Raw genomic sequence first — 25,324 nt, 5'->3', positions numbered from 1 at the left:
CCTCACCATAAACTTGTCTCCGCCTTTTTACGGGCAAAGCGATTCACGAGTAACAGCAACGCCAGGTTAATTACAGAGTTAAACAAGCCTATGGCAGCTGTATAACTGTACTCCCCTTTTAAAATACCTGCCGAATAGACGAAGGTAGATATGACATCACTTGATTCCAAATTCAAATTATTTTGCATGAGCAAAATTTTCTCAAAACCGACATTCATGAAATGTCCGACATCGAGAATGAGCAAAATGACGATGACCGGGAGAATGCCTGGAATGGATACGTGCCAGATGCGCCGCAACCGGCTTGCTCCATCCATTTTGGCCGCTTCATACAGCTGCGGATTGACTCCGCTGAGCGCTGCAATATAGATAATCGATTGCCATCCCATATTTTGCCATATGTTGGAACCGATAAAGATCGACTTAAACCAGGCCGCCGAATCGAGAAATCGAACTGGTGATCCGCCAAATGCCTCAATAATCGTATTCACAGGACCTCCTCGCGGAGATAAAAACACCATCAGCATCCCTACCATAACGACGATGGAGATAAAATGAGGGATATACGTAATGTTTTGCACAATTTTGCTGAATGCTTTGTTACGGATTTCAGTAATGAGTAAAGCCAGAAGGATGGGAATTGGAAAAGCAAACAATAAAGAGAACAAGTTAATCGAAATGGTGTTCCACAGCAGCCTCCAGAAATAATAAGATTCTATGAAGCGCTGGAAATGATCAAAGCCCACCCACGCGCTGCCGCTGATCCCCTTGGCCGGACTGAAGTTTTTAAACGCGATTTGCAAACCATACAAAGGCCCATAATGGAACACAAGATACCATGTGATAGGAATGAGCAGCATCAGATAGAGATCGTATCGACTACTCATTGATTTAAAGAGGCTGGAGCGCCTCGATTTGGATCGAGACGAGGCGCCCGCCGTACTTGCCGTATTGTTCATCTGTAGCCCTCCAGCCGTCATTGGTGCTTATTTTTGCTGTTTGAGGTTGTCGTAGGCGACCTGGTACAGCTTTTGCAGCTCGTCCATTTTCATTTTCTTCAACGTGTTCTGGAACTCTCCCCACTTATCGAAGCTGAGAGCGCCTGCAATAAATTTTGTACTCTGCTCTTCGTAATATTTATCAATATCGTTACGCAGCACATTGATTTGTTGGGCTGTTTGCTCGTCAAACATAGGGGCTGCATAGCGAATCTTCGGCATGTAAGGATCCAATTTCTTTTGGGCTTCCTGAACCTGCGGCGGATTGATGTAAGAAGCTACATTCTCGCTGATCAGATGCGGCGCCCCACCTCCGGCGTAAGGGGTGATTTTGGATTGATTGCCTGTCGCCAGGAAGGCATTTGTATAATAAGGAATCCCATCGCGTAATTCATAATTCTCGCCTTTGCGACCGAATCGCAGTAACGTGGATCCTTCGTCGCCGTAGAAATAATCCACCCAACGCATCGTTGCTTCCGGATTTTTGTTCACCGAGGTGATGGCAAAAGCTCCAAAATCCCTTGGTACCGGAGCGGCCAACTGCAGTCTGTCACCATGCGGGCCTTTGACCGGAGCTATACCGATATATTGATCGGCCACTTTCGTATCCAGCATGGGATTGTTCGTCTGATCAAAGAAGAAGCCGGTATTTCCTGTCCCTTGCTTCGTCAAATATTGAGCTTCCTTCTGGGTAAAAAGCTCCGGATCCAGCAGTTTTTCCGAATACAGCTTATTTAAATACATCAACAATTCTTTATTCCGATCGCTTCCCATCCAAATATTAACTTTGTCATTCTCCAGGTTAATGTTATAACCTAACTGAAAATCCAAACCAAATGATCCGGCCATGATCGGTACGATACTCAAGGCGTTACGTGCAGTCATCGGAAGCTCGTCTTGTTTGCCGTTGCCATTCGGATCTTTATCCCGGAAAGCTTTCAGCACCTCGTACAGATCATCCGTAGTCTCAGGTTCCTTCAGGTTCAGCTTCTTCAGCCATACTTGGTTCATCCAGCGTTTATCGGTTCTGGCAGCGTTTACAGTTACAATACCCGGCAGGGCATAAATATGACCTTCAGGTGTTGTAATGGCGGAACGAATCTCTGGATACGTATCCATTAGCTTCTTGAGGTTAGGCGCGTACGAATCTATCAGTTTCTCTAGCGGGATTAATTGACCGCCAGTGCCATAGCGAATAGCCTCCAAAGGAGTAAGACCTGAGCGGTACATAGCATCAGGGAGCTCATTCGATGCAAACAACAGGTTCTTCTTCTCATTAAAACCGTCCGTTGGTGCCTCGATAAATTCAACTTGAACATTGCTCATTTTTTCGAAATCCTTGAAAACGGGCATATCCTTAAAAGGTCCATTGGTTGGCGCAATTCTTGTGAACATCTTCAGCTTAAGCGGCTCTTTCACAATGGGAAATCCAGCTGAAGACACACTTTTCACATCATCGGCTTGAGTTTTGCCCTCTTTCTCTTTGCTCGGGGTATCCGAGCTGCAGGCGCTTAGTGTCATACTGGATACTACTAAAGTTGAAAGCAGTACCGTCCCCCAATTTCTTTTCATTCTTTCGTTCCTCCGATCAAGTTGTTTTCACCCTTATAAGAAAGCGTTTTCTAAGGGGTGATCTAAGTATAGTTAATTCATTCTTTGGGATGATTCAACATTTATGACTTTCCATTCTACTTTTTTGACGGTTTTAGATGATCCATGTACGCCTGAGGTGTCATTCCTGTTATGCTTTTAAACACTTTAAAAAAGTACGTATAACTCAAAAATCCAACCTCACTGCTAATCTGTTTCAACGCATAGGTGCCGGATTCCATAAGCATGCAGCTCGTTTTAATACGAACCCGGTTCAAATACTCTGTGAAGGTCATAGCCGTTTCCTCTTTGAACAATCTGCTTAAATAGGAAGGATTCAGATTAAGGGCACTCGCCGTAATGTCCAAGGATATGTTGGAGGCATAGTTATCGGTGATAAACTGTATGGCTTTCGAGATATGGCGCGAATAGGATCCCCCTGCATGCTCTTTCTTGATGGCCCCAACAATTCGCGCATAGTAGTTTAACAACCATCTCTCTAGCTCAGCAACGCTTCCCATTCGCCCAAGCTCATTCCTCGAGGGGATGAGCCCGTTATCTTCTAAGGATGAATGAGGAAAATGCCGCTTCCATGCCCTTTCAACAAGATGAAGCATTTCGCTTACAATGATTTGCACTGTCATTGCGTAGACTGGCTGACTACGCAGTGCAGCAAAAATGGTTGAAATGATTTGATTTATTCTTTCCCCATCCAACTGCTCCAGAAAAAGCAGCAATTGCTTCTGTTCATCCATAAAAAGAGAATCTTTCAGGATGGATGCGTTCAAGCCTTGATCGAACATGACGTTTATATCCTGGTTTGCTTTGGTATAGCTGGAGCCAACCAACCGCAAATTTCCGCATAGCGGCCCCATGGCATAGACGCATTTTAAGTTAAGGAATTTCTCGAGAGAATGAGCAAGGGAGCTCGTGGCTTGATTGATTTGGGTTGTAACCGTATGTTCACTTCGATCTTCCGAAGAAAACAGGACAATAAACCGTCCCTCCCCCACATAGCCTACCGTCCGCTTCTGAATGTCGCCAATTGCCATTTGCATGACTTCCGTGGCTTGCTGAACAAACCGATTTTTCTGCACATCGGTAAAGGACTCTGTCAACAACAGAAAAGGTACGATTTGTACAGCTGCGGTTCCATAAGTGATGGAACTGGTATACAGATCATTGTCCCGTGCATAAGACTGCAGCACTTCCCCGGCTTCTTGTACACCTCTAGCCAAATTAGCTACATGCTCGCGAAGAATAACCGGACTTAGACGTTCAATCATTTGGGTTTGAGCACTTCGAGCTTCATGCTCCCGTTCTTCACTCTGCAATTCCTGAACCGCTTTATCCAGAAGCGTCAATAGAGCTCCCGCGTTCAAGCGATGCTTGAGCAAATAATCCATAGCCCCATTCATGAGGCAGGTCCGAACATAATCGTAATCGTCAAAGCTGCTCAGCATGATCATTTTAACCTTGGGAAACCGCTCTCTGATCATACGGCTCAGTTCTACCCCATTCATTAACGGCATGCTCACATCCAAGATAGCGATATGCGGAGGTTGCTGCTCCATCATGGAAAGCGCCATAGATCCGTTATGTGCTTCACCCCATATGGTGAATCCATGCTTTTCCCAATCCAACATACTCTTCACATCGTTACGTGCCAACGCCTCATCATCAACCAATAATACCTGAAACATTCCTCATTCCTCCTGCCCTTTTCGATCCGTACCCGGCACCAATGGAAATCTGATCTGCACAGTGGTATAGGTATCTGGCTCACTATAAAGAAACACGCCGTAAGGCTCCCCGAACAGTCGAACAATGCGTTCGTGCACATTGCGAACTCCCATGCCGCTGAAGCGTGTGTTCGTCTGGACTTTATTCACTTCAAACAGCGGCATCGATCTGTTCCTTTGACATCCCTTTGCCGTTATCTCTTACTTCGATTCTCAGTTCTTTGTTTTCCTCGTAGATGCGAATCAACACCAGGCCCTCGTGCTCCGAGGAGGAAAGCCCATGAATGATGGCATTTTCCACAAGAGGCTGCAGCATTAACTTCAATACGCTGAACTGTAAAAGCTCTTCATTTTCGACTTCTATCTTCACATGGATGGGCTCCACATATTTGTATTTTTCAATATTGACGTAGCTGCGGACATACTGCAGCTCTTCTTGCAGGGAAAGAAATTCATTCGTATTCCCCAATACACCGCGCATGAGCTCGATCAAGGACTCCGATACCTCAACAATATTCGGCACTCCGTTAAGTTTGGCCAAATACTTGACCGTATTCAGCGTGTTATACAGAAAATGGGGGCGAATTTGAGCCTGCAAAACAGCCAACTCCGCCTCACGCTTCTCTTTCTCGGTCGTCACGATTCCCTCAAGTAAACGTTTTAATTCCTCTACCATACTTTTGAATACGTGATAGAGTTGACCTATTTCATCCTTGGAATGAATTTCGATAGTCGGTAGCGTCAAATTGCCTTCCATGACATGCATCATCATGGATCTCAGCCTTCGAATATTTCTTGTGATTCTCGAGGAAACCTGTAAAGTGCCGATGACGATAATTATAAACACAATAATGGCTACAGTGGCTAATACATTTCGGATCCGCGTCGTTTCAGTTAAGAGAGACTTCATAGGAACGAGTGCCACCGTGGACCATCCCGTATAATCCGATTTCCGTGTGATGACCAGGTAAGATTTCTGTCCGATGACCCTTTCAACCGAACGATCTGAACCGGACGTCTCCTGATTGAGCCCAATGATCACTGCCTTGTCAAGGGCGCTTGTTTGGGGTTGATAAATAAATTCGTTGTTCCTATCAACCACATACAACATACTGTCCGATGTAGGTTTGACATCATATATTTTCTTAATGAACTCGTCATTCAGATCGAACATCACCATACCGATTAAATTACGGTTATATCGGAGCTCGCGCCCGGTCACAATGGAGTCACTGAAACCGGTTTGATGAAAATAAGCATGCCCTGAGCCATTTTGAAGTAAATAATCCATCATCGGTGTGTATAAAATGTTCTTGTCGAGCCATGGGGTTCCGACAAAAAACACCTTTTCGTTCAACCCTATGACGGCAACTCGTGAAATATATGGCTTGTAGGCAATCAAAGCGGATAAAAACTCCTCGATCCGCTTTTGCTCCTGGAACCACTCGTAGCTGGGTTCCTCCGTCTTGCTAAGCAGTGTATCCAGCACCGTTTTATTGGTAGCGACCACCGTATTTAATCGACTAACTTCCTCCAGTCGGAGATTTAAGGATTCGTCCGCCTGGCGTATGCTTTCCGTAACGGAAGTAATCGCATTATTCTTCACCGTTTCTCTCATGTACAAATAAACAATACTTGTCACAGCAACGATTCCAATCAGAGTAACCAGACTGAATGCGACAAAGATTTTCCCCTGGATGCTTACCGTAGGTGAAACCAACTTTTTTACGGAGAAAAACTTCATGACCGTCAGCTCCTTTCCATTTCACGAATATTAGAAAAAAACATGAATCCAGCCCGATCAGGGTCATGATTCATGTTTTTATATTACTCACAACAAGGCTCTATGCATAGCCCCTCTCCATCCTCTTCGGCCCCCAGCAGGACAATTCCCACACGAGTCCGAAATGGAGCGGTCCGATCATTACCAAAAAATGTAGACATGAGTCTGCCGTCACGATCGATAAACATCGTTCCGTGGCCTCCATGGGGTACTGCCATCCGTCTTGGGGTATAAGGGCCGTACAACTCATCCGCAACGGCATACATCAAATCATAAGTACCATCCACTCGTTTATCGCCATTCCATTCCGCAGCACCAAGAATATACTTGCCTTTATACTTCACGATGAATGCACCCTCATAGCCTACGTGCTTTCCATCCGAGCACAGCAACTTGCGGGGGTCCTCCGCAAAGCCTGTCATATCCTTCTTCATCCTGGCAATTTTACCGTCCTGCCATACAAAATATACTTGACCATCATCATCCTGGAACAGGCTGGAGTCAATATCCGTATTCGTCATGCGACCCATATCGATATACGGTCCTTCTGCATTTCCAGATATACTTTTAATCAACCCGGTGCCTCCGCCTTTTAGCGAATAAGTAATCCAGAATGTTCCGTACAAATAGATCATCTCTGGGGCCCAAAGACACGGATTCTCATATATGTTGTTCTCCCATGTGCCATTCTCGGATAAATCCCATACTTTGGCCACATGGTTCCATTCCTTCAGATCATTTGAGCTCCACAAGTGAAGCTGATTATTTCGGTCCCAAAAATTTCGATGCGGCTTGTCTGAAGTCCCCGTCAAATAATACATCCCATCCGGTCCTGTGCTAATATGGGGATCCCGAATCAGGAAATCCCCGACGGGTCTAAGACTTCCCACAGCTCCCTTCTCCAGCACTGTTCCCTCCATCGGTCTGATGAATCCCTGGCCTGCAAAGGACATGGGTACAACGGAAGGATAATGTTCCACCGGTGAATAGCTGCCACAGCCCGTAAAGGATGCACACAGCTGATTTTCCGGTCCGGTAAATAATGAGACTTGTCCGCCATTGGGAAGTGCCAGATACCGTCGGCTGTATGGACCATAGATCGATTGGCTCACCGTTACAAAGGTATCTACTGCATCGCTGCCCATCCTCTCAAGCTCATCTGCACAAAACATATAGTAGTACCCATCCCGCTTGTATAAAAAAGCCCCGTAACTTCCTACCTGCAGATTCCGTATGTACGATGGATGATCCTCCCGCCCCGCGACCTTCCAAGGCTGCACTTCTACCATCCGGGGAATTTCCTCAAGACCGGTCATGTCCTCATTCATTCGGGCGATTTTTCCATTGCTGTAAATCCAATAAACAACTCCGTCTTCATCCTCAAATAAAGAGGAATCCTGCCCGTCGGTTGTTATCTTCCCCATATCCTGGTAAGGGCCCATGACAGAGGCTGACAAGCTTTTGAGCAAACCGGTGCCGCCTTGTTTCAACCCGTATGTGATCCAGAACGTTCCTTTTACATAGTGGATCTCCGGCGCACAAATACCAAAGGGGCCATCGCTCTCCTTTTGCCACGTTCCCTCTTGTTCCAAGCTCCATACGGCGGCTGGCCCCGTCCATGTTTTTAGGTCTGCGGATGTCCATACCTGCAAGCTTGAACCATCTGTCGTACCTGTCAAATAGTATAGATGATCCGGCCCTGAGCAAATACTGGCATCTTTTAGGGAGACATCCAAAATCCGTTCTATCATTACTGCAGATTCAGAATAGCCTGTACAGGCGGACCACTCCGTTTCAGGATGAGGTGGTTGACTAATAAAATCACTGTTCATTGTATTTTTCCCTTCATAAAATAATCTGGATTAAGTATATCGTGGTTGGTACAACTTTTTAATAGAATAAGCAGTACGTCGGGTGAGGATTATGGACATCAATTACTTTTCTATAAAATAAAAACATGCCGTGAAGAATCATTCTCAATTCCTGAACAATTCGCGGCATGTCTATTGAATTTTAATAAATTGCTTTCGGAAGACGCTTGGTCTCACTCCGGTTTTGCTTTGGAACAGGTTCGAAAAATAATGCGGATCGACATATCCAAGCTTATAACCAATATCACTTATGGTCAGATGTGTGTCGAGTAGCATTAGTTTAGCGGATTCTATCTTTTTGGAGATGACATAGTTATAGATGGTCGTTCCGATTTCTCTTTTAAACAAGCGATTTATCTGCTTATTGGAAATGCCCATTTGTGAAGAGAGCTGGGTCGGATCGAAAGGATGAAGGATACTGTTATCCAAAAATTGCTTTATAGCTTGAACCGTTGATGTTAACGCCTCCCCTCTTTTACGTAAAGTTTCGGAGAGGCTGACAATGATTCGCATAAGGATGATCTGCAGCTCACTTTGCATTTCTTCTACTGATTTTTGATTAGCGCTTTCAATAGCCTCATTAAACAAGTGCTCCAATCCGCTACTGGACGTCACGACATGGGAAAGCAGTTGGTAGGCTTCAAGCATCTTCAGAATCCAGCTTCCGCTAATGTTTAGCCATATATAACTCCATCGCTCCTTATGGTCTAGGTCTGAGGCAACTTCATGGTAATAGCCTGCAGGTAGGATGAACATGTCTCCCTGACGAGCAATACAGGCTTGGGGACCGACTTGAACACTGCCTTGCCCTGATAGTACAAAACCGAAAACGGTAATTTGTGCAATCTTTCGAATATTGCGGTAATCCGTATCACAGTAATTAACCCCTAAGAACTGTACGCTCAGAGGAGGAGGCTCTCCTAACGGAGGCAGGTGATATACGGGCCCGTGCTTGCCGGGTTTATTTATCATCGTCATTGGACCTCTCTTAACAACTTGGTTCTTAGTTCCCATGCCTATATTTTAGCACAATTCCAAGTATTGAGACATGGAGTGGGATGGAAGAAAGAGCCATATGAAACTATGAATATACCACTGCCGTTCGCTCTCCGTTAAGATTATCTAATAACAATATTTTTCACCAAGGTAAATCTAATTGGTCAAAGACGTCTGCATTGCCGGTACCATTTTCATTGAATAAATCAAACAAATTATTGAAAATCAAATAACCGAAACCCTTATTTCTCAAGGAGTCCCGGTCTAAACGTCTTTACACAAACGCCCATCCCGAAAGCGCATAATTAACGTAGTCTCATTCCCCTCTTTGTCCGTTCCAATGGGATCATACATATGACAGTTAGCGCCTCTATTGGAATTAACGATAATCGCAACATTATCCTCGGCGTGAACCTTTATGTAAAGAGGTGCTTCATTTTGACTTTTTGCTCGCTCAGACATATATATGTCTTCCTTATATCATGATCCCGGTCTCACGGATTCATCAGGGTCGGAGTTAACACCAAGCCGATTAATCTCGTTGTAGGCCATCAGCAGCGGTGCTACACCATGCCCGTTATTGTCCACGATTTGTTCTGCGAAGAAATAATACGCAAGACTGCCGTCTCGCATTTGTCCGGTTTCCGGCTTTTTGCCAAGACCGGCACTTCGGCAAATGCCGCCTAGCAGCACTTCACCCTCTTCTTCCCTCAGGTAACGAGCAATCGTTCCGTTAAACGCCTGTATGCCGTATTCGGCATACTCCTTTGGCAGATAACCCAATCGCGCACTTTTGAGAATGGCATAAGCTAACATCAGCGTACCGCTGGCTTCGAGATAATTGCCTGGATGCTCCTTCTTATCCACGACCTGATACCACATACCCTCGCTATGCTGGTATGGCAGCATGTCATCTATAAGCTCCTTAATATAGGCTTTGAGGATGCCAGTGTCTGCCGGCTCTCCTTCCAGCAGCTCAAGCACATCCACCAATGCCATCGCGAACCAGCCGACCGCACGCCCCCACACATTTGGTGACTGCCCTGTTGATTTATCACACCAGAACATGTGGCGGCTCTCATCATAAGCGTGGCTGTACAACCGCTTCTCATGGTTATATATATATTGGCGGACATTTTCGAACTGCTGCAGCGTATCGGAATAATCCTTCGCCTCAACGAATTGCTTCACGTACTGAACATAGAAAGGCTGCCCCATATATAATCCATCCAGCCAAACCTGGTAGGGGTAGTTTTCTTTATGCCAGAACGATCCGGAACTCGTTCTCGGATAAGTAGCCAACTGCTGATACAACATATCCATGATCCTTTTATATTTGGGATCCCGCTCCCTTTGGTATAGCGTAAACATAATTCCAGCCATCCGGATCTGGTCAATATTATAACTGCAGATTTGGATTTCAGGTATATTGCCGCCCGAGTCAAACAGCTGATCTATATAGCTTTTTACAAAGATATAATCACTTTCACTGCCCGTTTGCTCGTAGCTGTCCAAATACGCCTTTAAGATACAGCCCTCGATATAATGCCACCTTACGGAATACCACTTCTCGCTGGACATATAGGCTGCTTTCAGTTTTTCTACCAATTCATAGGTCAACAGGTGCACCTCCATGATGGATAACGCGATTATGAGTCATTCGCCGAACTGGTGATTACTGTGATCTCGTAAGGGCATCTCGATACTGGCCCGGTGTCATGCCAGTAGCTTTGCGGAAGGTCCGGATAAATCCAGTGGAGTTGGTATAGTTGAGCCGCTCCGCAATTTCCGTAATCTTCATATTGCTGTCCTTTAACCACAGTTTCGCCATATTCATCCGGTAATTCGTCAAATAGTCGATAAACGTCGTTCCAATCTCTTTCTTGAACACTCGGCTCAAATAAACGGGATGAAATCGGAATTGTGCAGCGCACAATTCCAAAGTAAGATCCTGATCGTATTTTTCGTGAATGAGCTCGATCATTTGGTGTGCGATATTGATATATTGCGAATCGATTCGCCCCTGTAAGAAAGCAAGGGTAGGCGGTATCAGCTCTGTCTTAAACCAAGTCATAATTTCCTCCGCCGTATTCAATTTCATGAATCGGATAATGACCGATTTGGCGCCGACTAATCCATCCAGCATGCCACCTTGCTGCCCAACAAGCCGATAAATTTTGGCGATTAATTGAAGCATAAATATTTGAAAATCATTGAACGAAATGCTCTTCTCCAAAATCGCTGACGCATACTGGTTATAATACTCGTAAGCAGAAGCTGCATCGCCTGTTTTAAGCCCATTCATCAAGCTCTCTTCAAAGTGATTCCATGAAGCAGCAGGCTGAACGCTGTTCCGGTAAACCGGTTCGATATCTTCATAGCCCAGGATGAGCTCATTTCCAAGACTAATTCTGCGTTTCAGAGCCTCCAAAGCCTCTGAGTAGGCATCCATCGCATTCGTATACCTTTGAAACGGCCGACTGATGCCGATACTGATTTTGAGCTGAAGCAGCTCGTGCACCTTCGATTTCATAAGCTCCGCCATTTGATAGAAGTAGCCCTTCAATTCATCCGGATCCTCCGAATCGCCTAGTAGTATGGTTACCTGAGATTGATCCAGCAGCAAAGTACCCAAGATACGGTCTTTAGGAATTAGCTCCCCAACGACATTGTTGATCGCAAATAACAGCAGCTCCTTATCGCTATCCAAGTATCTGGTGTCCTCTAGAGAATCGATCTGCAAGGCGAGCACTCCTAGCGCTTTCCCCTTTTCCCCAAAGCCATAGGTCTCATACTTATAGGAGAATTCGCTCTCAGTGACCTGTCCCATTAACAACTTCAATAGGAAAAATTCCTTCACCTGCCCACTCTGAACCTGCAGCTGCTGCTGAAGCTGCTTTCTCGTGCTAAACAAGGAAGAGAACCGCTCTTCGATTAAAGCGAATTCATCCCGCTTTTTATTCCCTTTGGACTCTCCTCCGAACTGCTCCATCATCATAAATAACCGATGGATCGGCCTATACATGCGGCGGGTTCCATAGAAAGCGGCGAGTCCGATTAGAATAAAAATAATCACACAGGCATTTAACGTAATAAACGCTATTTTCTTAGATTCCTTCGTAATTGCATCAATGGAAACGACCGAAACATAGGACCAGCCGTTATAAGAGGAAACTCTATAGTTGACCCCCATATCGTTTGTTTCAAAGGCCCCCTCTGGTTCTGTCGCGACATTCATCCTTTGCAGGATGGAAGGCTGGATCCCTACAGTGCTGGAACTGGCTAAGAACGGCTCCCTGTTTCGATTAAGCACATAAATATTTCCTAATTGGGTGTTTTGAGCCAAATTGCTCAGTAATGCATCATGCGACATGTCAATAATCAACAACGCTTTAGGAGTGGTCGTAGAGGCAATCATTGGAAGCTTGACGACCAACCGGATCTTATTTTCATCTAAGGAATTACCGATAGTAGCTAACCAAAATAAATTTTGCGGGCGCTTGGCATAATCGCTCAGTAAATCTCGATTCACAAAATCGTCTGTTGTTGTAAAGCCGAGATTGCTGATCATCCAGTCGTGCTCCAAGTTAATCAGCTGCGTGTCGGCCACACCCGCAATCGAATGAAGATTATACAAGCCTTTGGAGAGATTGTTGATCGTTTGAAAATCATCATTCTGTAAATCATGGTATATGAAATCGCTTACCAACGGTGAATTGATGTACTGTACAGCGCCCATTTCGACGTTCTTTAAGATTTGCTCCATGCGCATCTGGTTTTGCAGCAGGATCTGTACATTCCCCTCATTAACCTTCTTCCCAATATCCTTTGAGGCAATATAGTAGGAGATGAGCCCAATGCAAACAACCGGAACTGCGCTGAGCAGAAGAGAGAAGACAAGCATTCGATATAAGTATTTAGGCAACGGAAACCTCACCTTTCTTCGCTTACAAGGATTCGACATTACCATTATATCAGAGGAATCTACGATGCCTATGCTTACAAATGCTAGAACTAGAGCGTCTTACTTCTTCTGCTTCGCATACTCGGCCGTATATTCTTCAATCACCTTGTCACCGCCAGCTTTTCTCCATTTATCCACTTCAGCTTGCCAACCAGCCTCATCAATTTTCCCCATAATAAATTTGGTTTGGGCATCACGAATTAATGTATCCAATTCTCCGCCTTTTTCAGAATACGTCTTGGAATTCATCGTTAACGCCACATTGGGCACCACATTCTTCAGGTTGTCGGCAATGACCTTCCAGCCCTTCGCCTGCAAATCTGATAATTTCAGAGGCAGCCCTGTTCCGGTCACTTCAAATGAAGGTAGACTGTCACGATAAGGCTTAACCTCGAGATTAAATTGGGTCAAGTCTTTAAACTCCGCTTTTCCGTCAGCCGTCTTAGTAAAATGTTTGCCTTCAATCCCTCTAGTCAGAAGTGTCGACATCTCTGGCTCCAGCAGCTTATCGAAGAAACCCAACAGCCGCTTTAATTCCGCTTCTGACTTGACACTCGATTTTGGGAAAACGAAGAAACCATTATTGCCAGGCTCAGCCGGTACTTGATTGCCTGACGGTCCCATATAAGGCGCAATTTCAACTACGCCATTAGGTACAGCCTTTTTCAGGTTATCTTGAGAGGTCGCAGCCGCCGAGGCCACGGTATTGATCCGAATCCCCACCTTGCCAGCATTCCATTTATTATCGGCATCAGCTGTCTGAACAACGGAAAAGTCCTGATTGATTAATTTTTCCTGATATAGTCTGCGAAGCAGCTTCATGGAATCCAGATATGGTTTGGTCATAAATTCAGCTACCAGCTTACCTCCTTCCATACCCCATTTATTCGGCGCACCTTGAGAAACTGCGAGCCGGGTCAGAAAGGCGCTGCTGGCAGCCGGGTCGTTGTAGGACTTGTCAAGAAACATACCGTACGAATCGTTCTGACCATTCTTATCAGGATCCTTCTCCGCGATGGTCTTCATGATGTTATACCAGTCATCTAAGGCTACCGGAGGCTTCAGGCCAAGTCCATCAAACCAATCCTTCCGGTATGTGATACCGGCACGGCCGATGTCCCGATACAAGGGCAGACTATATAACTTTCCATCAACCTTTATATTGTCATAATACAACGCGTTGACAGCTGATAAGTTTTTATAATCCTTTAACAAAGGGCCAATTTCCCAAAACAAGCCGGATTGGATTGCGCTAAGCGTAGTGGCGTTCGACGTAATTTTAAATGCTTTGGGCATTTCATTAGAGGCAATCATGATGTTTTTCTTATCTTCGAAAGCAGCGGATGGAATCCATTGAATATCGATTTTTGAATTCGTGTATTTCTCGATAGCCTGCTCCACTTCACTACCTTTTTTCGGAGCTTCTCCGATTTGAGGCGTAGCAATAGTAACTTCCAGCGGTGTATTATCCTGCTGTGCAGTTGGCGAGCTCTTCTCACCTGCACACCCCGCTAATGCACTTACAGTCGTCAACAATGAAAGCAGAGTAATAAAGCGCTTACCTACCATACAAAACCCCTCCTGAATGTTTGTTTATGTAAGAGATACTCTTTGAAATAGAGTTATCCTTTTACCGATCCTAATAGCACACCCTTGGCAAAATGCTTCTGTAAGAACGGGTAGACGAGCACAATCGGGACGGTCGCGACTACAATGGAAGCCATTCGAATAGTCTGCGGTAAATAGTCGGTAGGATCTTGCTGTGACGTGGTGTTTCCGATTTGATCCTGAGATAACAAAACAATTTGTCTCAAAATAACCTGGACCGGAAACTTCTCAGCATCGTTCATGTACATCACCGCATTAAAGAATGTATTCCAATGTCCAACGGCATAGAAAAGTCCGAAGGTAGCCATCGCCGGCATCGATAACGGCAATATGATACGGAATAGTATCCCTAGATCATTACAGCCATCGATCTTCGCTGAATCTACCAAGCTGTCGGGAATTTGCTGAAAAAAGTTCTTGAGCACGATTAAATTAAATGCGCTTATAGCGGTCGGAATCATCAGGGACCAGTACGTGTTGATCATACCAAAAGCTTTGACTACAAAGTAGGTTGGGATCAAGCCCCCGCTGAACAGCATCGTAATCAAAACCATGAGAAGTATCGTCCGGCGCCCTCGTAAGGTGGCTTTAGCCAAAGGGTAAGCGGTAAACGAGGTCAACAGTAGGTTGATCAACGTTCCGAACACCGTGATATATATCGAGATAAGAATACTCCGAACCATCGTGTCGGTTGAAAAGATGTATTTATACGCACCCAAGGTAAACTTCGAAGGAAATAAGAGAAGCCCGCCTTTAGCCACCTCCCCTGGGGAAGCAAAAGACATTGAAACGATATATACGAATGGAATGATTGTGATTAGTGATACAAGGGTCAACAACGAATAGTTTACCGTATTAAACAGCCGATTGCTCCAATTCTTATCATCAACTAGCATATTGACAGCCCCCTGACGCTTTTTAATATACGCCTTCTTCGCCGAATTTTTTCGCTATCCAATTGGATCCGAGTACAAGGACGAGCCCTACCAGAGATTTAAACATCCCGACCGCGGCACTGTAGCTGTATTGTCCTTGCGTCAAGCCTTTCATATATACAAAAGTATCAAACACTTCCCCGACTTCTCGGTTCATGGAGTTAAGCATCAGGAAGATGTGCTCGAAACCCGTATCCAAAAAACTGCCCAAGCGTAGAATAAACAAGATGACGATCGTACTACGAATTGCAGGCAGTGTAATATGCCACAGCTGTCGCCAACGCCCAGCTCCATCCATACGAGCCGCTTCATATAACTGAAGATCGACTCCGGACAGTGCCGCGAGGAAAATAATCGTTCCCCAGCCTGCCTCTTTCCAGATCGACTGGCTGATGATCATCGGTCTGAACCAATCCTCACTCAGCATAAAAGGAATCTTCTCGATACCGATTTTCTGGATCAGTTCGTTTACAACTCCACCTTCAGTTGTAAATAAGACATAGAATATGCCAACCGCTACTACCCATGAAACAAAGTGAGGCAAATACAGTAACGTCTGAGCAAAACGTTTGAATATCCCAATACGAACTTCATTCAACATTAGTGCTAGTACGATAGGCAAGGGGAAGAAAAACACCAAATTATAAATCGCTAACAAAATGGTATTACGGAACAGCATCCAAAACTGAGGCTCTGAAAAAAAACGTTCGAAATGCTTCAGCCCTACCCAGGGACTGTTCATAAAACCTAGATGCGGTTTATAGTCTTCAAAAGCCATGAGTAAGCCAAACATAGGAACATATTTAAAAATGATAAAATACAAAACACCTGGTAATAAAATAAAATACAACCATCGATCCCTGACAATATCCCTTATGAACAAAGATTCTTTAAAGAAACGGTAATTGGTTCTTATTTGTAACTGAGCTTCATACTGCTCCTTCATCCGCCGTCCCCCTGACTGAATTCGTGTGTGAATCGATCACAATTCAAATCATAAGTTTCGCGGGTATGACTGGCAATAGTACTGATCGAACCATCTAAATTCTCAATGAAATTACAGTTTTTAAGATAACTTGGACCCCAGTTACCATTCTTTTCAGTTGCATCGTACTTTCTTAACCTCTGCCCTTTATGGAATTGAAGCGTATATACATTCAAATGGCGGATAGAGTTGAACGAAAAAAGTCTGCTTGATCTCTGTATCGCATTTGCGAGAGATTGGGCAGACTTTTTAATTGGACCGTCATGGGCCGCTTATTCGTTATGATATACCTGCAAAAGCTTATTTCGGACATAACTAAGATGGCGGTACATATGAGTAAACGCTTCGTGTGGATCCCGATTAACGAGCGCATTATAGATATCTGTATGAAATTGGACCGTTACATCACGTTCACGTTCCCTAATTTGTCTGTCCATTTTATCATGGGTGATAAGCAGAGGATCTATCATCCCTTCAATGATCGGATTGTTCGCACTCAATGCAATAATCCGATGAAATTCCTTGTCCGATTCCCCATAGTTGTCATCGACACTGCCCGCGATTTCATCAATGGTTTCCTTTAATCGTTCCAACTGCTCGTTCGTAATCTTTTCTGCCGCTATGGCCACAAGTCCCAATTCTAAAGCCATTCGTGCTTCGATGATCGCTGGAAGGTTGCCAATGGACAAAGCCAGCATCACCGAGAACGGATTACTGCCGATTTTATTATTAAAATGGGTGCCGCCACGGGTTTTTCTCGTAATCACTTCAAGTGCTTCGAGCGAACTTAATGCTTCCCGCAGAACTGGCCGACTCACGCCTAACATTTCGATCAGTTCCATCTCGGACGGCAGTTTATCTCCAGGTTTAAGCTGACCGCTGATCAGCAGCTGAACAATGCTGTCAACGACTTGCTTGGGCAGCGTGTTTCGTTTAACAGTCTCCAGTTCTACGCTTCCTTTAAGTTCTACCATATTTACCCTTCTCTCTTAGCTGACTAAAACGCATAATCATATTGTAAGACGAATTAGACAAAATAACAATGCAGCCCTATAGCCATGATATTATTTCATCTTGATTCCAATGCTTATCAATCTGCATATTCTAGCTGTGGCTGCTTGAATAAGCTCTTCAGCTGATTCTATACATTGCTCTAATTCCATGGGCCGGGGCACAATACTCATAAGTCCGTCGATCCCATGTTGAAGTACATCCTCAGCACCTGCACCTAACCCGCCGGACAAGCAGATCGTCGGGATGCCCGCCTCTTTGGCGATCTTAGCCACACCAACAGGGGCTTTACCGTGCGCAGTTTGAAAGTCGGTGGAGCCTTCACCGGTTATGACTAGGTCTGCCTGCTTAAGCTTTTCAGCGAAATCTGCAGCTTCCAGCACAATTTGAATACCTGGGATCAGCTTCGCATTCGTGAAAAACAACAATCCCGCCCCTACACCGCCGGCTGCACCAGCACCCGGAATAAGTGCAACGTCCCTGCATGTAGCCAATTGAGTAACTGCCGCATAATTCTTAAGCGCATGGTCCAATTGCGCCACCATGTCGGATGTGGCACCTTTTTGCGGACCGTAAACCGCGGATGCACCTAACGGTCCGTACAGCGGGTTATCGACGTCGCATGCGACCTTAATATCCGTTTCGGCAATACGCTTATCTAAATCGGATAAATCGATTCGTGCGAGCTTGGCAAGAGCCCCCCCGCCTTGGGATAGCTCGTTGTCATCCGAATCCAGGAATTTGACGCCTAAGGCCTGTGCCATTCCCGCTCCGCCGTCATTGGTTGCGCTGCCTCCAATACCTATAATTAGCTTGCGCAGTCCGTAATCGAGAGCCGCCTTGATTAATTGTCCGGTACCAAAAGTCGTCGTCAGCAGCGGGTTCCTTTGCTCCCTCGGCACCAAAGGTAATCCGGAAGCAGCAGCAAGCTCGATCACCCCGGTTTCTCCATCGCCGAGAATCCCCCAATAGGAGTCGATCACTTCACCCAAGGGTCCTACTATTTTCTGTTGGATTATTCGACCACTGGTAGCCGTTATAAGTGCTTCTACCGTGCCTTCACCGCCATCAGCTATAGGTACTTTGCTCACCGCAGCGTCAGGAAATACGTCCCGAATCCCCCGTTCCATCGCATCAGCAACAGCAAGGGCAGATAAGCTCCCTTTATATGAATCGGGTGCCAATATAATACGCATGGTGCTTCTCTCCTCTCTTTCTTGCACACAAAAATCTGATACTTCTATCTTAACAAAGAAAACCCCTTATAGGTGATAAGAGGTTTTCAACGGAGGCTTACCTATTAACTTCAACCTTTGCCATTTTCTCATAGTAGCGAATCAAGCTGCCGTGGTCGCAATCACCCATTCCATCCACCTTCAAAGCCTGCATCATCTCCATGACGGCAGCCGTCAGCGGTAGAGGCACGCCTACTTCATGGGAGGTTTCCAAGACGTTGCTCAAGTCCTTTATGTGCAGGTTGATACGGAATCCCGGGTCAAAATTACGGTCCATCACCAGCGGTGCCTTTGCATCTAAGACAGTGCTGCCGGCCAAACCGCCGCGAATCGCCTGATAAACGAGCTCTGGTTGAACGCCAACCTTGCTGGCGAGCACGAACGCTTCGGACATCGCGGCAATGTTAATGGCAACCACGATCTGATTGGCCAGCTTGGTCACATTCCCTGCTCCGATGTCTCCTGTGCGTATGACAGAGGCAGCCATTGCTTTTAACACATCATAGCATTGCTCAAATACTTCTTTCTTCCCGCCAACCATCACGGAAAGGGTCCCTTCGATCGCCTTAGGCTCCCCCCCGCTCACTGGAGCGTCAAGCATTTCTATCCCTTTTTCCGCCAGCTTCCGGGCGATTTCCTGGCTGGTCAGAGGCGCGATCGAACTCATATCGATAACGACGGTTCCTGACTTAGCCCCTTCGATGACGCCATTCGGGCCCAAAACCACTTCATTCACCTGCGGTGAATTCGGCAGCATGGTGATAATAACATCCACCTGCTCAGCCAAAGCTTTAGCTGTTGAGGCCGTCTTGGCTCCCGCCGCTGCAAGCTCCGAACCACTCTTACTTGTATCGAGAACAACTAGCTCATAACCCGCTTTCAACAAGTTTTTACTCATGGGCTTACCCATAATACCCAACCCGATGAATCCTACTTTCATTTTCATTTAAGAGCTCCCATCTGCTTCAATATGTCAGCGAGCTTATTTCTATTGATTTCGGAGCAGCTCGTGTTCGGCAAGATCGAGCCTCCCACTTCAAGACCGATGAGGTTCATGGCCTCCTTGGTCACCACCGGAAAACTAGCGAGATTAGAAGCCATGCGAAGAGGAGCCAGCTTAAACTGGGCTTCCAAAGCTCCCTGTAGATCCCCGGCTATAAATTTCTCGTAAATTTCAACGACCAATGCCGGCACAATATTCGCCGTTGAAGCGACACAACCTACAGCACCGTAAACCAAGGTGCCTAAGATCATGACATCCCGGCCCGCCATGACCTTAAATCCTTTATCTCGTGTTCTGCGGATATACTCGGAAGTCAAAGTTAGATCGCCGCTGCTATCTTTCACGCCTACAATATTGGGAATATCGGCAAGCCGTTCGATCAAGTTAACGGAAATATTATTCCCCACGCGATCCGGATTGTTATAGAGCAGTACCGGCAAGGCAGTCGCTTCAGCTACTTTTCGGAAATGTTGATATAACTCTTCTTCCGAAGGCGCAAGAAACATAGGAGGCAATATCGTAATCGCCTGAGCATTTAACGATTCACCTAATCTGGCTAACTGAACGCACTCCTTAGTTGTGATAGCTCCTATCCCCATATAAACCGGCACACGGTCCGCGACCTGCTCAATCGTAATGCGAACTGCCCTCTCCTGCTGCTCATGATCCAGTCCGTAAAATTCGCCATTACTGCCTAAAGAAAGAATGCCGTGAACCCCTCCTGCGATAACGTGCTCAACTACCCTTCGAAGTCCTTGCTCTTCCACGCATTCATTAGCATCAACTGGTGTAACAATAGGCGGAATGACTCCGCGAATAAGACTAATATCCATTGTGATCTCTCCTTCATTCAATTTTTTATCTCGATTACCGTACAAGACAAGGTTGTTTATGATCGAATTTCCAGCCAGGAATCAAATACTGCATAGCCATCGCATCATCACGTGCTCCTAGCCCTTTCTCATTATAAAGCTGGTGCGCTTTCTCAATTTCAACCATATCAATCTCAATGCCCAAACCCGGCTTGTTCGGAACTTCCACCATACCTCCGACAATTTGGAACGGCTCTTTGGTCAGACGCTGCCCGTCCTGCCAAATCCAATGAGTATCGATAGCTGTTATTTTTCCCGGTGCAGCGGCAGCGACATGGGTAAACATGGCCAGCGAAATATCAAAATGATTGTTAGAATGCGATCCCCACGTCAGCCCCCATTCATGACACATTTGAGCTACTCGGACAGAGCCTTGCATCGTCCAGAAGTGCGGATCAGCAAGTGGAATATCAACCGAATTCAGTTGAATCGTGTGTCCCATCTGGCGCCAATCCGTGGCGATCATGTTCGTAGCTGTCGGCAGCCCGGTAGCACGGCGAAACTCTGTCATTACCTCACGTCCAGAATAACCATTTTCAGCTCCGCAAGGATCTTCGGCATAAGCCAGTACATGGTGTTGATCACGGCAAAGGCGAATTGCTTCAGACAAAGACCATGCGCCGTTAGGATCCAGCGTTATTCTTGCTTGCGGAAAACGTTCGGCTAGCGCGGTGACGGCCTCGATCTCCTCTTCTCCGCGAAGCACGCCGCCCTTCAGCTTGAAGTCGTTAAAGCCATATCGCTTGTAAGCCGCTTCAGCCAGCTTAACGACAGCTACGGGTGTAAGCGCTTCCTCATTACGCAATCGTGTCCAGTCATCCTTGCCATCCTGCCCGCTCAAGTAAGGAAGCTTCGTTTGATTACGGTCGCCGATATAGAACAAGTAACCTAACATCTCTACCCGGTCACGCTGCTGGCCTTCGCCAAGGAGCGCAGCAACAGGAACGCCGAGAAATTTCCCCAGAAGATCTAACAGCGCAGCTTCCAAAGCAGTAACGGCGTGAATCGTGATGCGTAGATCGAAGGTTTGCAAGCCACGTCCTCCAGCATCTCGATCAGCAAACTGCTTGCGTGCTGTGTTCAGAATGTTATTGTATTGACCTATGGATTGACCAATGACGAGCGCCCGTGCATCCTCTAGTGTTTGACGAATCTTTTCACCGCCTGGAACCTCACCAACCCCCGTATGGCCTGCGTTATCTTTAAGAATGATGATGTTGCGTGTAAAGAAAGGAGCATGTGCACCGCTGAGATTAAGCAGCATGCTATCGGTCCCCGCCACAGGGATGACCTGCATTTCCGTAATGATCGGCGTGCCTGAAAAACGGTTATTCAGTTGCTCATGTTTCATTTCCTGCATCAAATTGTTCTCTTCCCTTCATTAAAAAATAATTTAAAATAAGGAAATGGTTATTTATAAGTCATATTGTAAGACAAATTAAATTATACGTCAATTTATTCTTTATGATCTGCGATAGCGGAAGAAATAGCCAGCAGTTCCCCCTGTTATGGAGATCCCCTGGCGGTATTTATGCAATGACACATCGTACTTCCACAGAACTAAAAGACACCGATCTCATAATAAAATACTTTGGCACAATGAGGTTCTAAGCTGTAAAGTTTCATCGCGTTCGTGTAGGTACCTACTTCCTCGTCCATCCAAAAATCATAAACCCGATAACTCCCATCCAAGCTAATCTCGATATCTTTAGGCTGATCGTCAAAATTGAAGACGCAAATGAGATAACGATCCTCCAATTTTATTCGTCCAATCGTATACGTATCGTCGTCAAAACGGGCGGCTTTACCAGTTGGAGGCAAGAGCTTCTGCAATACACGAATATTTTCCTCGGACAGAGATGGAATTAAATCTCCGCTTAGGATCATACCTCCGGATGCTAGGATAACGGCTTTATGAAATTCGAACTCTTGATCTGAAATTTCCGATTTCTTCTCAATGATTTCACCGCTAATCGTCTGGTTACGAAACGTTACTCTTTCGAGGACAATGACATCTGGGTCGTTATACCACAAGATGTCGTTTTGCCAGTTCCGAGGAAAGAGCTCCTTCGCATTGCCGCTGACATGCTTCCAGTCCCTTGCAATATCATTGGTCACCCGGTTCCCATGAACTAATCCAAGAAGCGGCCAGAAAGGAGCATTGCACCCAAGAATAAAGCTGTCGTGCCCGACTTCATCGATAATCGCCTTCATTCCACTGCGAAATGCTTCGATTCTTGTTGCCTGTTTGTCGTAACGGCATCCTGGCAAGGCACCGTATTGCAGAAAATCCAGCTTAAAATATCGCCAACCCCATTCATCATGCATAACCCTGACAGCTGACCTCAAATAGTTTTGGGCCTCAGGATGCGTTCCGTCCAGCATATACCATTGCTTTTCCGGCATCTTCTTTTTCTGACCGATTCCATTGAACGGTTTGCCACCCTGATCTTGAACCAGCCACTCCGGATGCTCAAGCATCAGCTTCGACCCCGGTTCTACAATAAAGGGAGATAGGTAGCCGGCAGCTTCAATCCCGGTAGCTCGGATACCTTCACTAATCGTTTTGACGTCTGCTCCAAGCGTGACACTCGGAATTAAGAAGTCGCCGTCGGCTGCTGCATAGCCCCCATCAATTTGAATTCGCTTCAGTTCAGGTATTCGCTGGACCATGCTGCGCGCATTCTCGTAAAGTCCCTCTGCCGTTATTGGACGAAGGCAATAATAGGAACACCATCCCGTAGGAATCTCAGGATAAAGCATGCGCGGGTGGTTCCGATTGAGGCATTCAGCCAATTCTTGAAAGAGCAGATCGCGGTTTGCTCCGGAAGCAAACATGAATTGTTCCAATTCCCACGACTGGCCAGGCCCCAGCTCTAAATCTTCTGTATCCATAATCACTTCTATATAGGATTTTCTGAATCGAAACTCGCCGGAAAAGCGATTGCATGAAGTAAAAGCCATCAGCAGGTGCTCCTCATGAGAGGGAGACAAGGCCATCAGATTGTAAACCGTCCATAAGTTCTCATGAAACGGAGTTTCGGGAATTCGGAAGAAATCCCGATCTTTTCTGTAAGCCCCGATCACATAGGGCAAAGAAAGCGTACCTCCGTATTGTGTAAGCATTTGAAAGCCTTCACCGTAAAATGGCGTATTGGGGGCGAGAGGCATATCACCAGAAAAAAGCACAACCTCTCTTATCCGCAGTGAATGATTGGACCGATTGACAACTCTAGCACTTAAAAGATTATTCGCCCATGATTTCTCTACAGTAACCTCACGGTCTGTAGCTGTTGTGCAATCGGAAAGTCTAACACTAGATTTGATTTTCTTGATATCGTCCAAATTCAGCATTTTAAGACAGCCTCTCTCAGTGCATCTTCCACGGTAAGCATTTTGCCCGTTCTCGACGATACGGCTGCAGCATGCACCAAGCTTTGCGACTTTAAATAATCTCTTCCGTTTGGTCTTGGCTCCCGCTTTTCCTTCAATGCAGTTAGAAATTCATCGATCGACAGCACGTTTCCTACCCCATCGAAGGTGTACACTTCATCGGCCTTTCCTTCCTTCATAAGCTGCACTCGGTTACTCGTTATCGCAATCGCGCCATCCGCTCCTTCGAAACGCCAATCTCCATACCATTCGGTCAGTTTTCCCTTGGCCATCATGCTGCCGTGATAATCCACGACTGTTCCTCCGTCCAGCTCCATCCAAGCGCTAAGGTGGATCGTCGTCGTCTCCGTCCAGCTTCCGGGCGGATTGCTATTCATGGCGAACACTTTCACCGCTTCCTGACCGGTAAAATAACGGATCATATCGAAATGATGAATCGTGACATCTTCCAGCAGTCCGTTTGCCAGCCGGCCAAAATAAGGAACGGGTACGACGTGATAGCGGTCGAATTCGATGTATACCGATGACAAATGTCCGATAACGCCGCTGTCTAAAAGCTCCTTCGCCTTCAGCACCGGGGCGAAGAAACGGTAATTCTCGGAAATCATGAACGGGATGTTTTTCAGTTCAGCCTGACCGACAATATATTGCGCATCCGTAATATCATTCGAAATCGGCTTCTCGCAGAGCACAGGCAGGCCATGCGCGAACGCAATCTCGTTAATCGCAGTGTGAATGTGAGGAGGCGTAACATTAATGACGAAATCGGGGCTCTCGCTGTTGATCGCTTCTTCCAATGACGAATAAAACGGGGTTTCCGGATCGATCGTTTCCCGCAGGTGAGCGTTCGCTTCAACAACGCATACCGCCTGCACGCCCGCATGACGTCTCAGTTTCTTGTACCACCCTGAACCGAAGTTCCCTAAACCGACCAGAACCGCCTTCATATTGCTCATCCTCTCTCGCTTCTCTATATTTGATTTTTGTTGCGGGACGGTCCGGCATGGCACCAAACGACAACTATAGGATCATCCACACTTGAAATGAGATGATGGTCCTCTCCCGGCTCAATAATGACGACATCTCCCGTTTTAACTGGGTACATATGCTCTTTGTTGATTTCAACCTCGCCTTTACCCTGCAGGATAAGGAAAGCTTCGCAATCTTCGTGCACATGATAGTCAATGCCGCCCGGACCGTCGTTCGTATGAGCGCGCGCGCCCGGCTTCTCGAAAGCAAGCCCGCCGTAAGAAAGGTAATCCCCCGGCATAATGTCTTTCAAAATATGTCCTTCTGTAACATCGGCCAACTGCTGTAAACGATAAGTTCTCATTAAAA

General features: G+C 46.0%; 21 protein-coding genes. All 21 read right to left on the bottom strand.

Annotated features, from left to right (window positions below; all coding sequences use genetic code 11):
- Positions 1–2 precede the first annotated feature (2 nt).
- Entirely contained in the window at positions 3–959 is a 957-nt protein-coding gene (locus tag QFZ81_RS08445; protein WP_307602272.1) for an ABC transporter permease, read from the bottom strand.
- Positions 960–986: 27 nt separating this feature from the next.
- Complete coding sequence (locus QFZ81_RS08440; RefSeq protein WP_307602270.1) at positions 987–2,570, bottom strand: extracellular solute-binding protein; 1,584 nt, start codon at positions 2,568–2,570, stop codon at positions 987–989.
- Between the two features lie 116 nt (positions 2,571–2,686).
- Positions 2,687–4,291 carry a response regulator transcription factor gene (locus QFZ81_RS08435; RefSeq protein WP_307445687.1) on the bottom strand — a complete coding sequence of 535 codons (1,605 nt, stop codon included), beginning with the start codon at positions 4,289–4,291 and terminating at the stop codon, positions 2,687–2,689.
- A 3-nt stretch (positions 4,292–4,294) separates the two neighbouring features.
- Entirely contained in the window at positions 4,295–4,495 is a 201-nt protein-coding gene (locus tag QFZ81_RS08430) for a sensor histidine kinase (protein ID WP_307602268.1), read from the bottom strand.
- Entirely contained in the window at positions 4,482–6,074 is a 1,593-nt protein-coding gene (locus tag QFZ81_RS08425) for a cache domain-containing sensor histidine kinase (RefSeq protein WP_307602266.1), read from the bottom strand. The genes QFZ81_RS08430 and QFZ81_RS08425 overlap by 14 nt, the downstream gene beginning before the upstream one ends.
- An 83-nt stretch (positions 6,075–6,157) precedes the next feature.
- On the bottom strand, positions 6,158–7,945 hold the full coding sequence (locus QFZ81_RS08420; protein WP_307602264.1) for a family 43 glycosylhydrolase: 1,788 nt from the start codon (positions 7,943–7,945) through the stop codon (positions 6,158–6,160).
- Between the two features lie 171 nt (positions 7,946–8,116).
- Positions 8,117–8,962 carry an AraC family transcriptional regulator gene (locus QFZ81_RS08415; protein ID WP_307602262.1) on the bottom strand — a complete coding sequence of 282 codons (846 nt, stop codon included), beginning with the start codon at positions 8,960–8,962 and terminating at the stop codon, positions 8,117–8,119.
- Positions 8,963–9,244: 282 nt separating this feature from the next.
- A complete protein-coding gene (locus QFZ81_RS08410) occupies positions 9,245–9,442 on the bottom strand; it encodes a hypothetical protein (protein ID WP_307602260.1) in 198 nt (65 codons plus the stop codon).
- A gap of 18 nt (positions 9,443–9,460) precedes the next feature.
- On the bottom strand, positions 9,461–10,609 hold the full coding sequence (locus QFZ81_RS08405; protein WP_307606848.1) for a glycoside hydrolase family 88/105 protein: 1,149 nt from the start codon (positions 10,607–10,609) through the stop codon (positions 9,461–9,463).
- 46 nt (positions 10,610–10,655) lie between these two features.
- Complete coding sequence (locus tag QFZ81_RS08400; RefSeq protein ID WP_307602258.1) at positions 10,656–12,905, bottom strand: helix-turn-helix transcriptional regulator; 2,250 nt, start codon at positions 12,903–12,905, stop codon at positions 10,656–10,658.
- A gap of 99 nt (positions 12,906–13,004) precedes the next feature.
- Complete coding sequence (locus QFZ81_RS08395) at positions 13,005–14,513, bottom strand: extracellular solute-binding protein (RefSeq protein ID WP_307445705.1); 1,509 nt, start codon at positions 14,511–14,513, stop codon at positions 13,005–13,007.
- Positions 14,514–14,566: 53 nt separating this feature from the next.
- Entirely contained in the window at positions 14,567–15,448 is an 882-nt protein-coding gene (locus QFZ81_RS08390; RefSeq protein ID WP_307445707.1) for a carbohydrate ABC transporter permease, read from the bottom strand.
- A 22-nt stretch (positions 15,449–15,470) separates the two neighbouring features.
- Positions 15,471–16,433, bottom strand: a complete 963-nt coding sequence (locus QFZ81_RS08385) for an ABC transporter permease (protein WP_307445709.1) — start codon at positions 16,431–16,433, stop codon at positions 15,471–15,473.
- Positions 16,434–16,744: 311 nt separating this feature from the next.
- Positions 16,745–17,446, bottom strand: a complete 702-nt coding sequence (locus QFZ81_RS08380) for a FadR/GntR family transcriptional regulator (RefSeq protein ID WP_307445711.1) — start codon at positions 17,444–17,446, stop codon at positions 16,745–16,747.
- A gap of 90 nt (positions 17,447–17,536) precedes the next feature.
- Entirely contained in the window at positions 17,537–18,679 is a 1,143-nt protein-coding gene (locus QFZ81_RS08375; RefSeq protein ID WP_307602256.1) for a glycerate kinase, read from the bottom strand.
- Positions 18,680–18,776: 97 nt separating this feature from the next.
- Positions 18,777–19,664, bottom strand: coding sequence for a 2-hydroxy-3-oxopropionate reductase (gene garR / locus QFZ81_RS08370; protein WP_307602255.1), 888 nt, complete (start codon positions 19,662–19,664; stop codon positions 18,777–18,779).
- Positions 19,661–20,554 carry a 4-hydroxy-tetrahydrodipicolinate synthase gene (gene dapA / locus QFZ81_RS08365; RefSeq protein ID WP_307445718.1) on the bottom strand — a complete coding sequence of 298 codons (894 nt, stop codon included), beginning with the start codon at positions 20,552–20,554 and terminating at the stop codon, positions 19,661–19,663. Before dapA ends, garR begins: the two co-directional genes overlap by 4 nt.
- A 34-nt stretch (positions 20,555–20,588) precedes the next feature.
- Complete coding sequence (gene gudD / locus QFZ81_RS08360; protein ID WP_307602253.1) at positions 20,589–21,953, bottom strand: glucarate dehydratase; 1,365 nt, start codon at positions 21,951–21,953, stop codon at positions 20,589–20,591.
- Positions 21,954–22,153: 200 nt separating this feature from the next.
- Positions 22,154–23,947, bottom strand: coding sequence for a glycoside hydrolase family 36 protein (locus tag QFZ81_RS08355; RefSeq protein WP_307602251.1), 1,794 nt, complete (start codon positions 23,945–23,947; stop codon positions 22,154–22,156).
- Entirely contained in the window at positions 23,941–24,942 is a 1,002-nt protein-coding gene (locus QFZ81_RS08350) for a Gfo/Idh/MocA family protein (protein ID WP_307445724.1), read from the bottom strand. Before QFZ81_RS08350 ends, QFZ81_RS08355 begins: the two co-directional genes overlap by 7 nt.
- A gap of 14 nt (positions 24,943–24,956) precedes the next feature.
- A complete protein-coding gene (locus tag QFZ81_RS08345; RefSeq protein WP_307445726.1) occupies positions 24,957–25,319 on the bottom strand; it encodes a cupin domain-containing protein in 363 nt (120 codons plus the stop codon).
- Between the last annotated feature and the right edge of the window lie 5 nt (positions 25,320–25,324).

Source organism: Paenibacillus sp. V4I9, assembly GCF_030817295.1.
Taxonomy (GTDB): Bacteria; Bacillota; Bacilli; order Paenibacillales; family NBRC-103111; genus Paenibacillus_E.
Note: the sequence above shows the minus strand (reverse complement) of the source record. Positions and strands in the feature narration are given on the sequence as shown.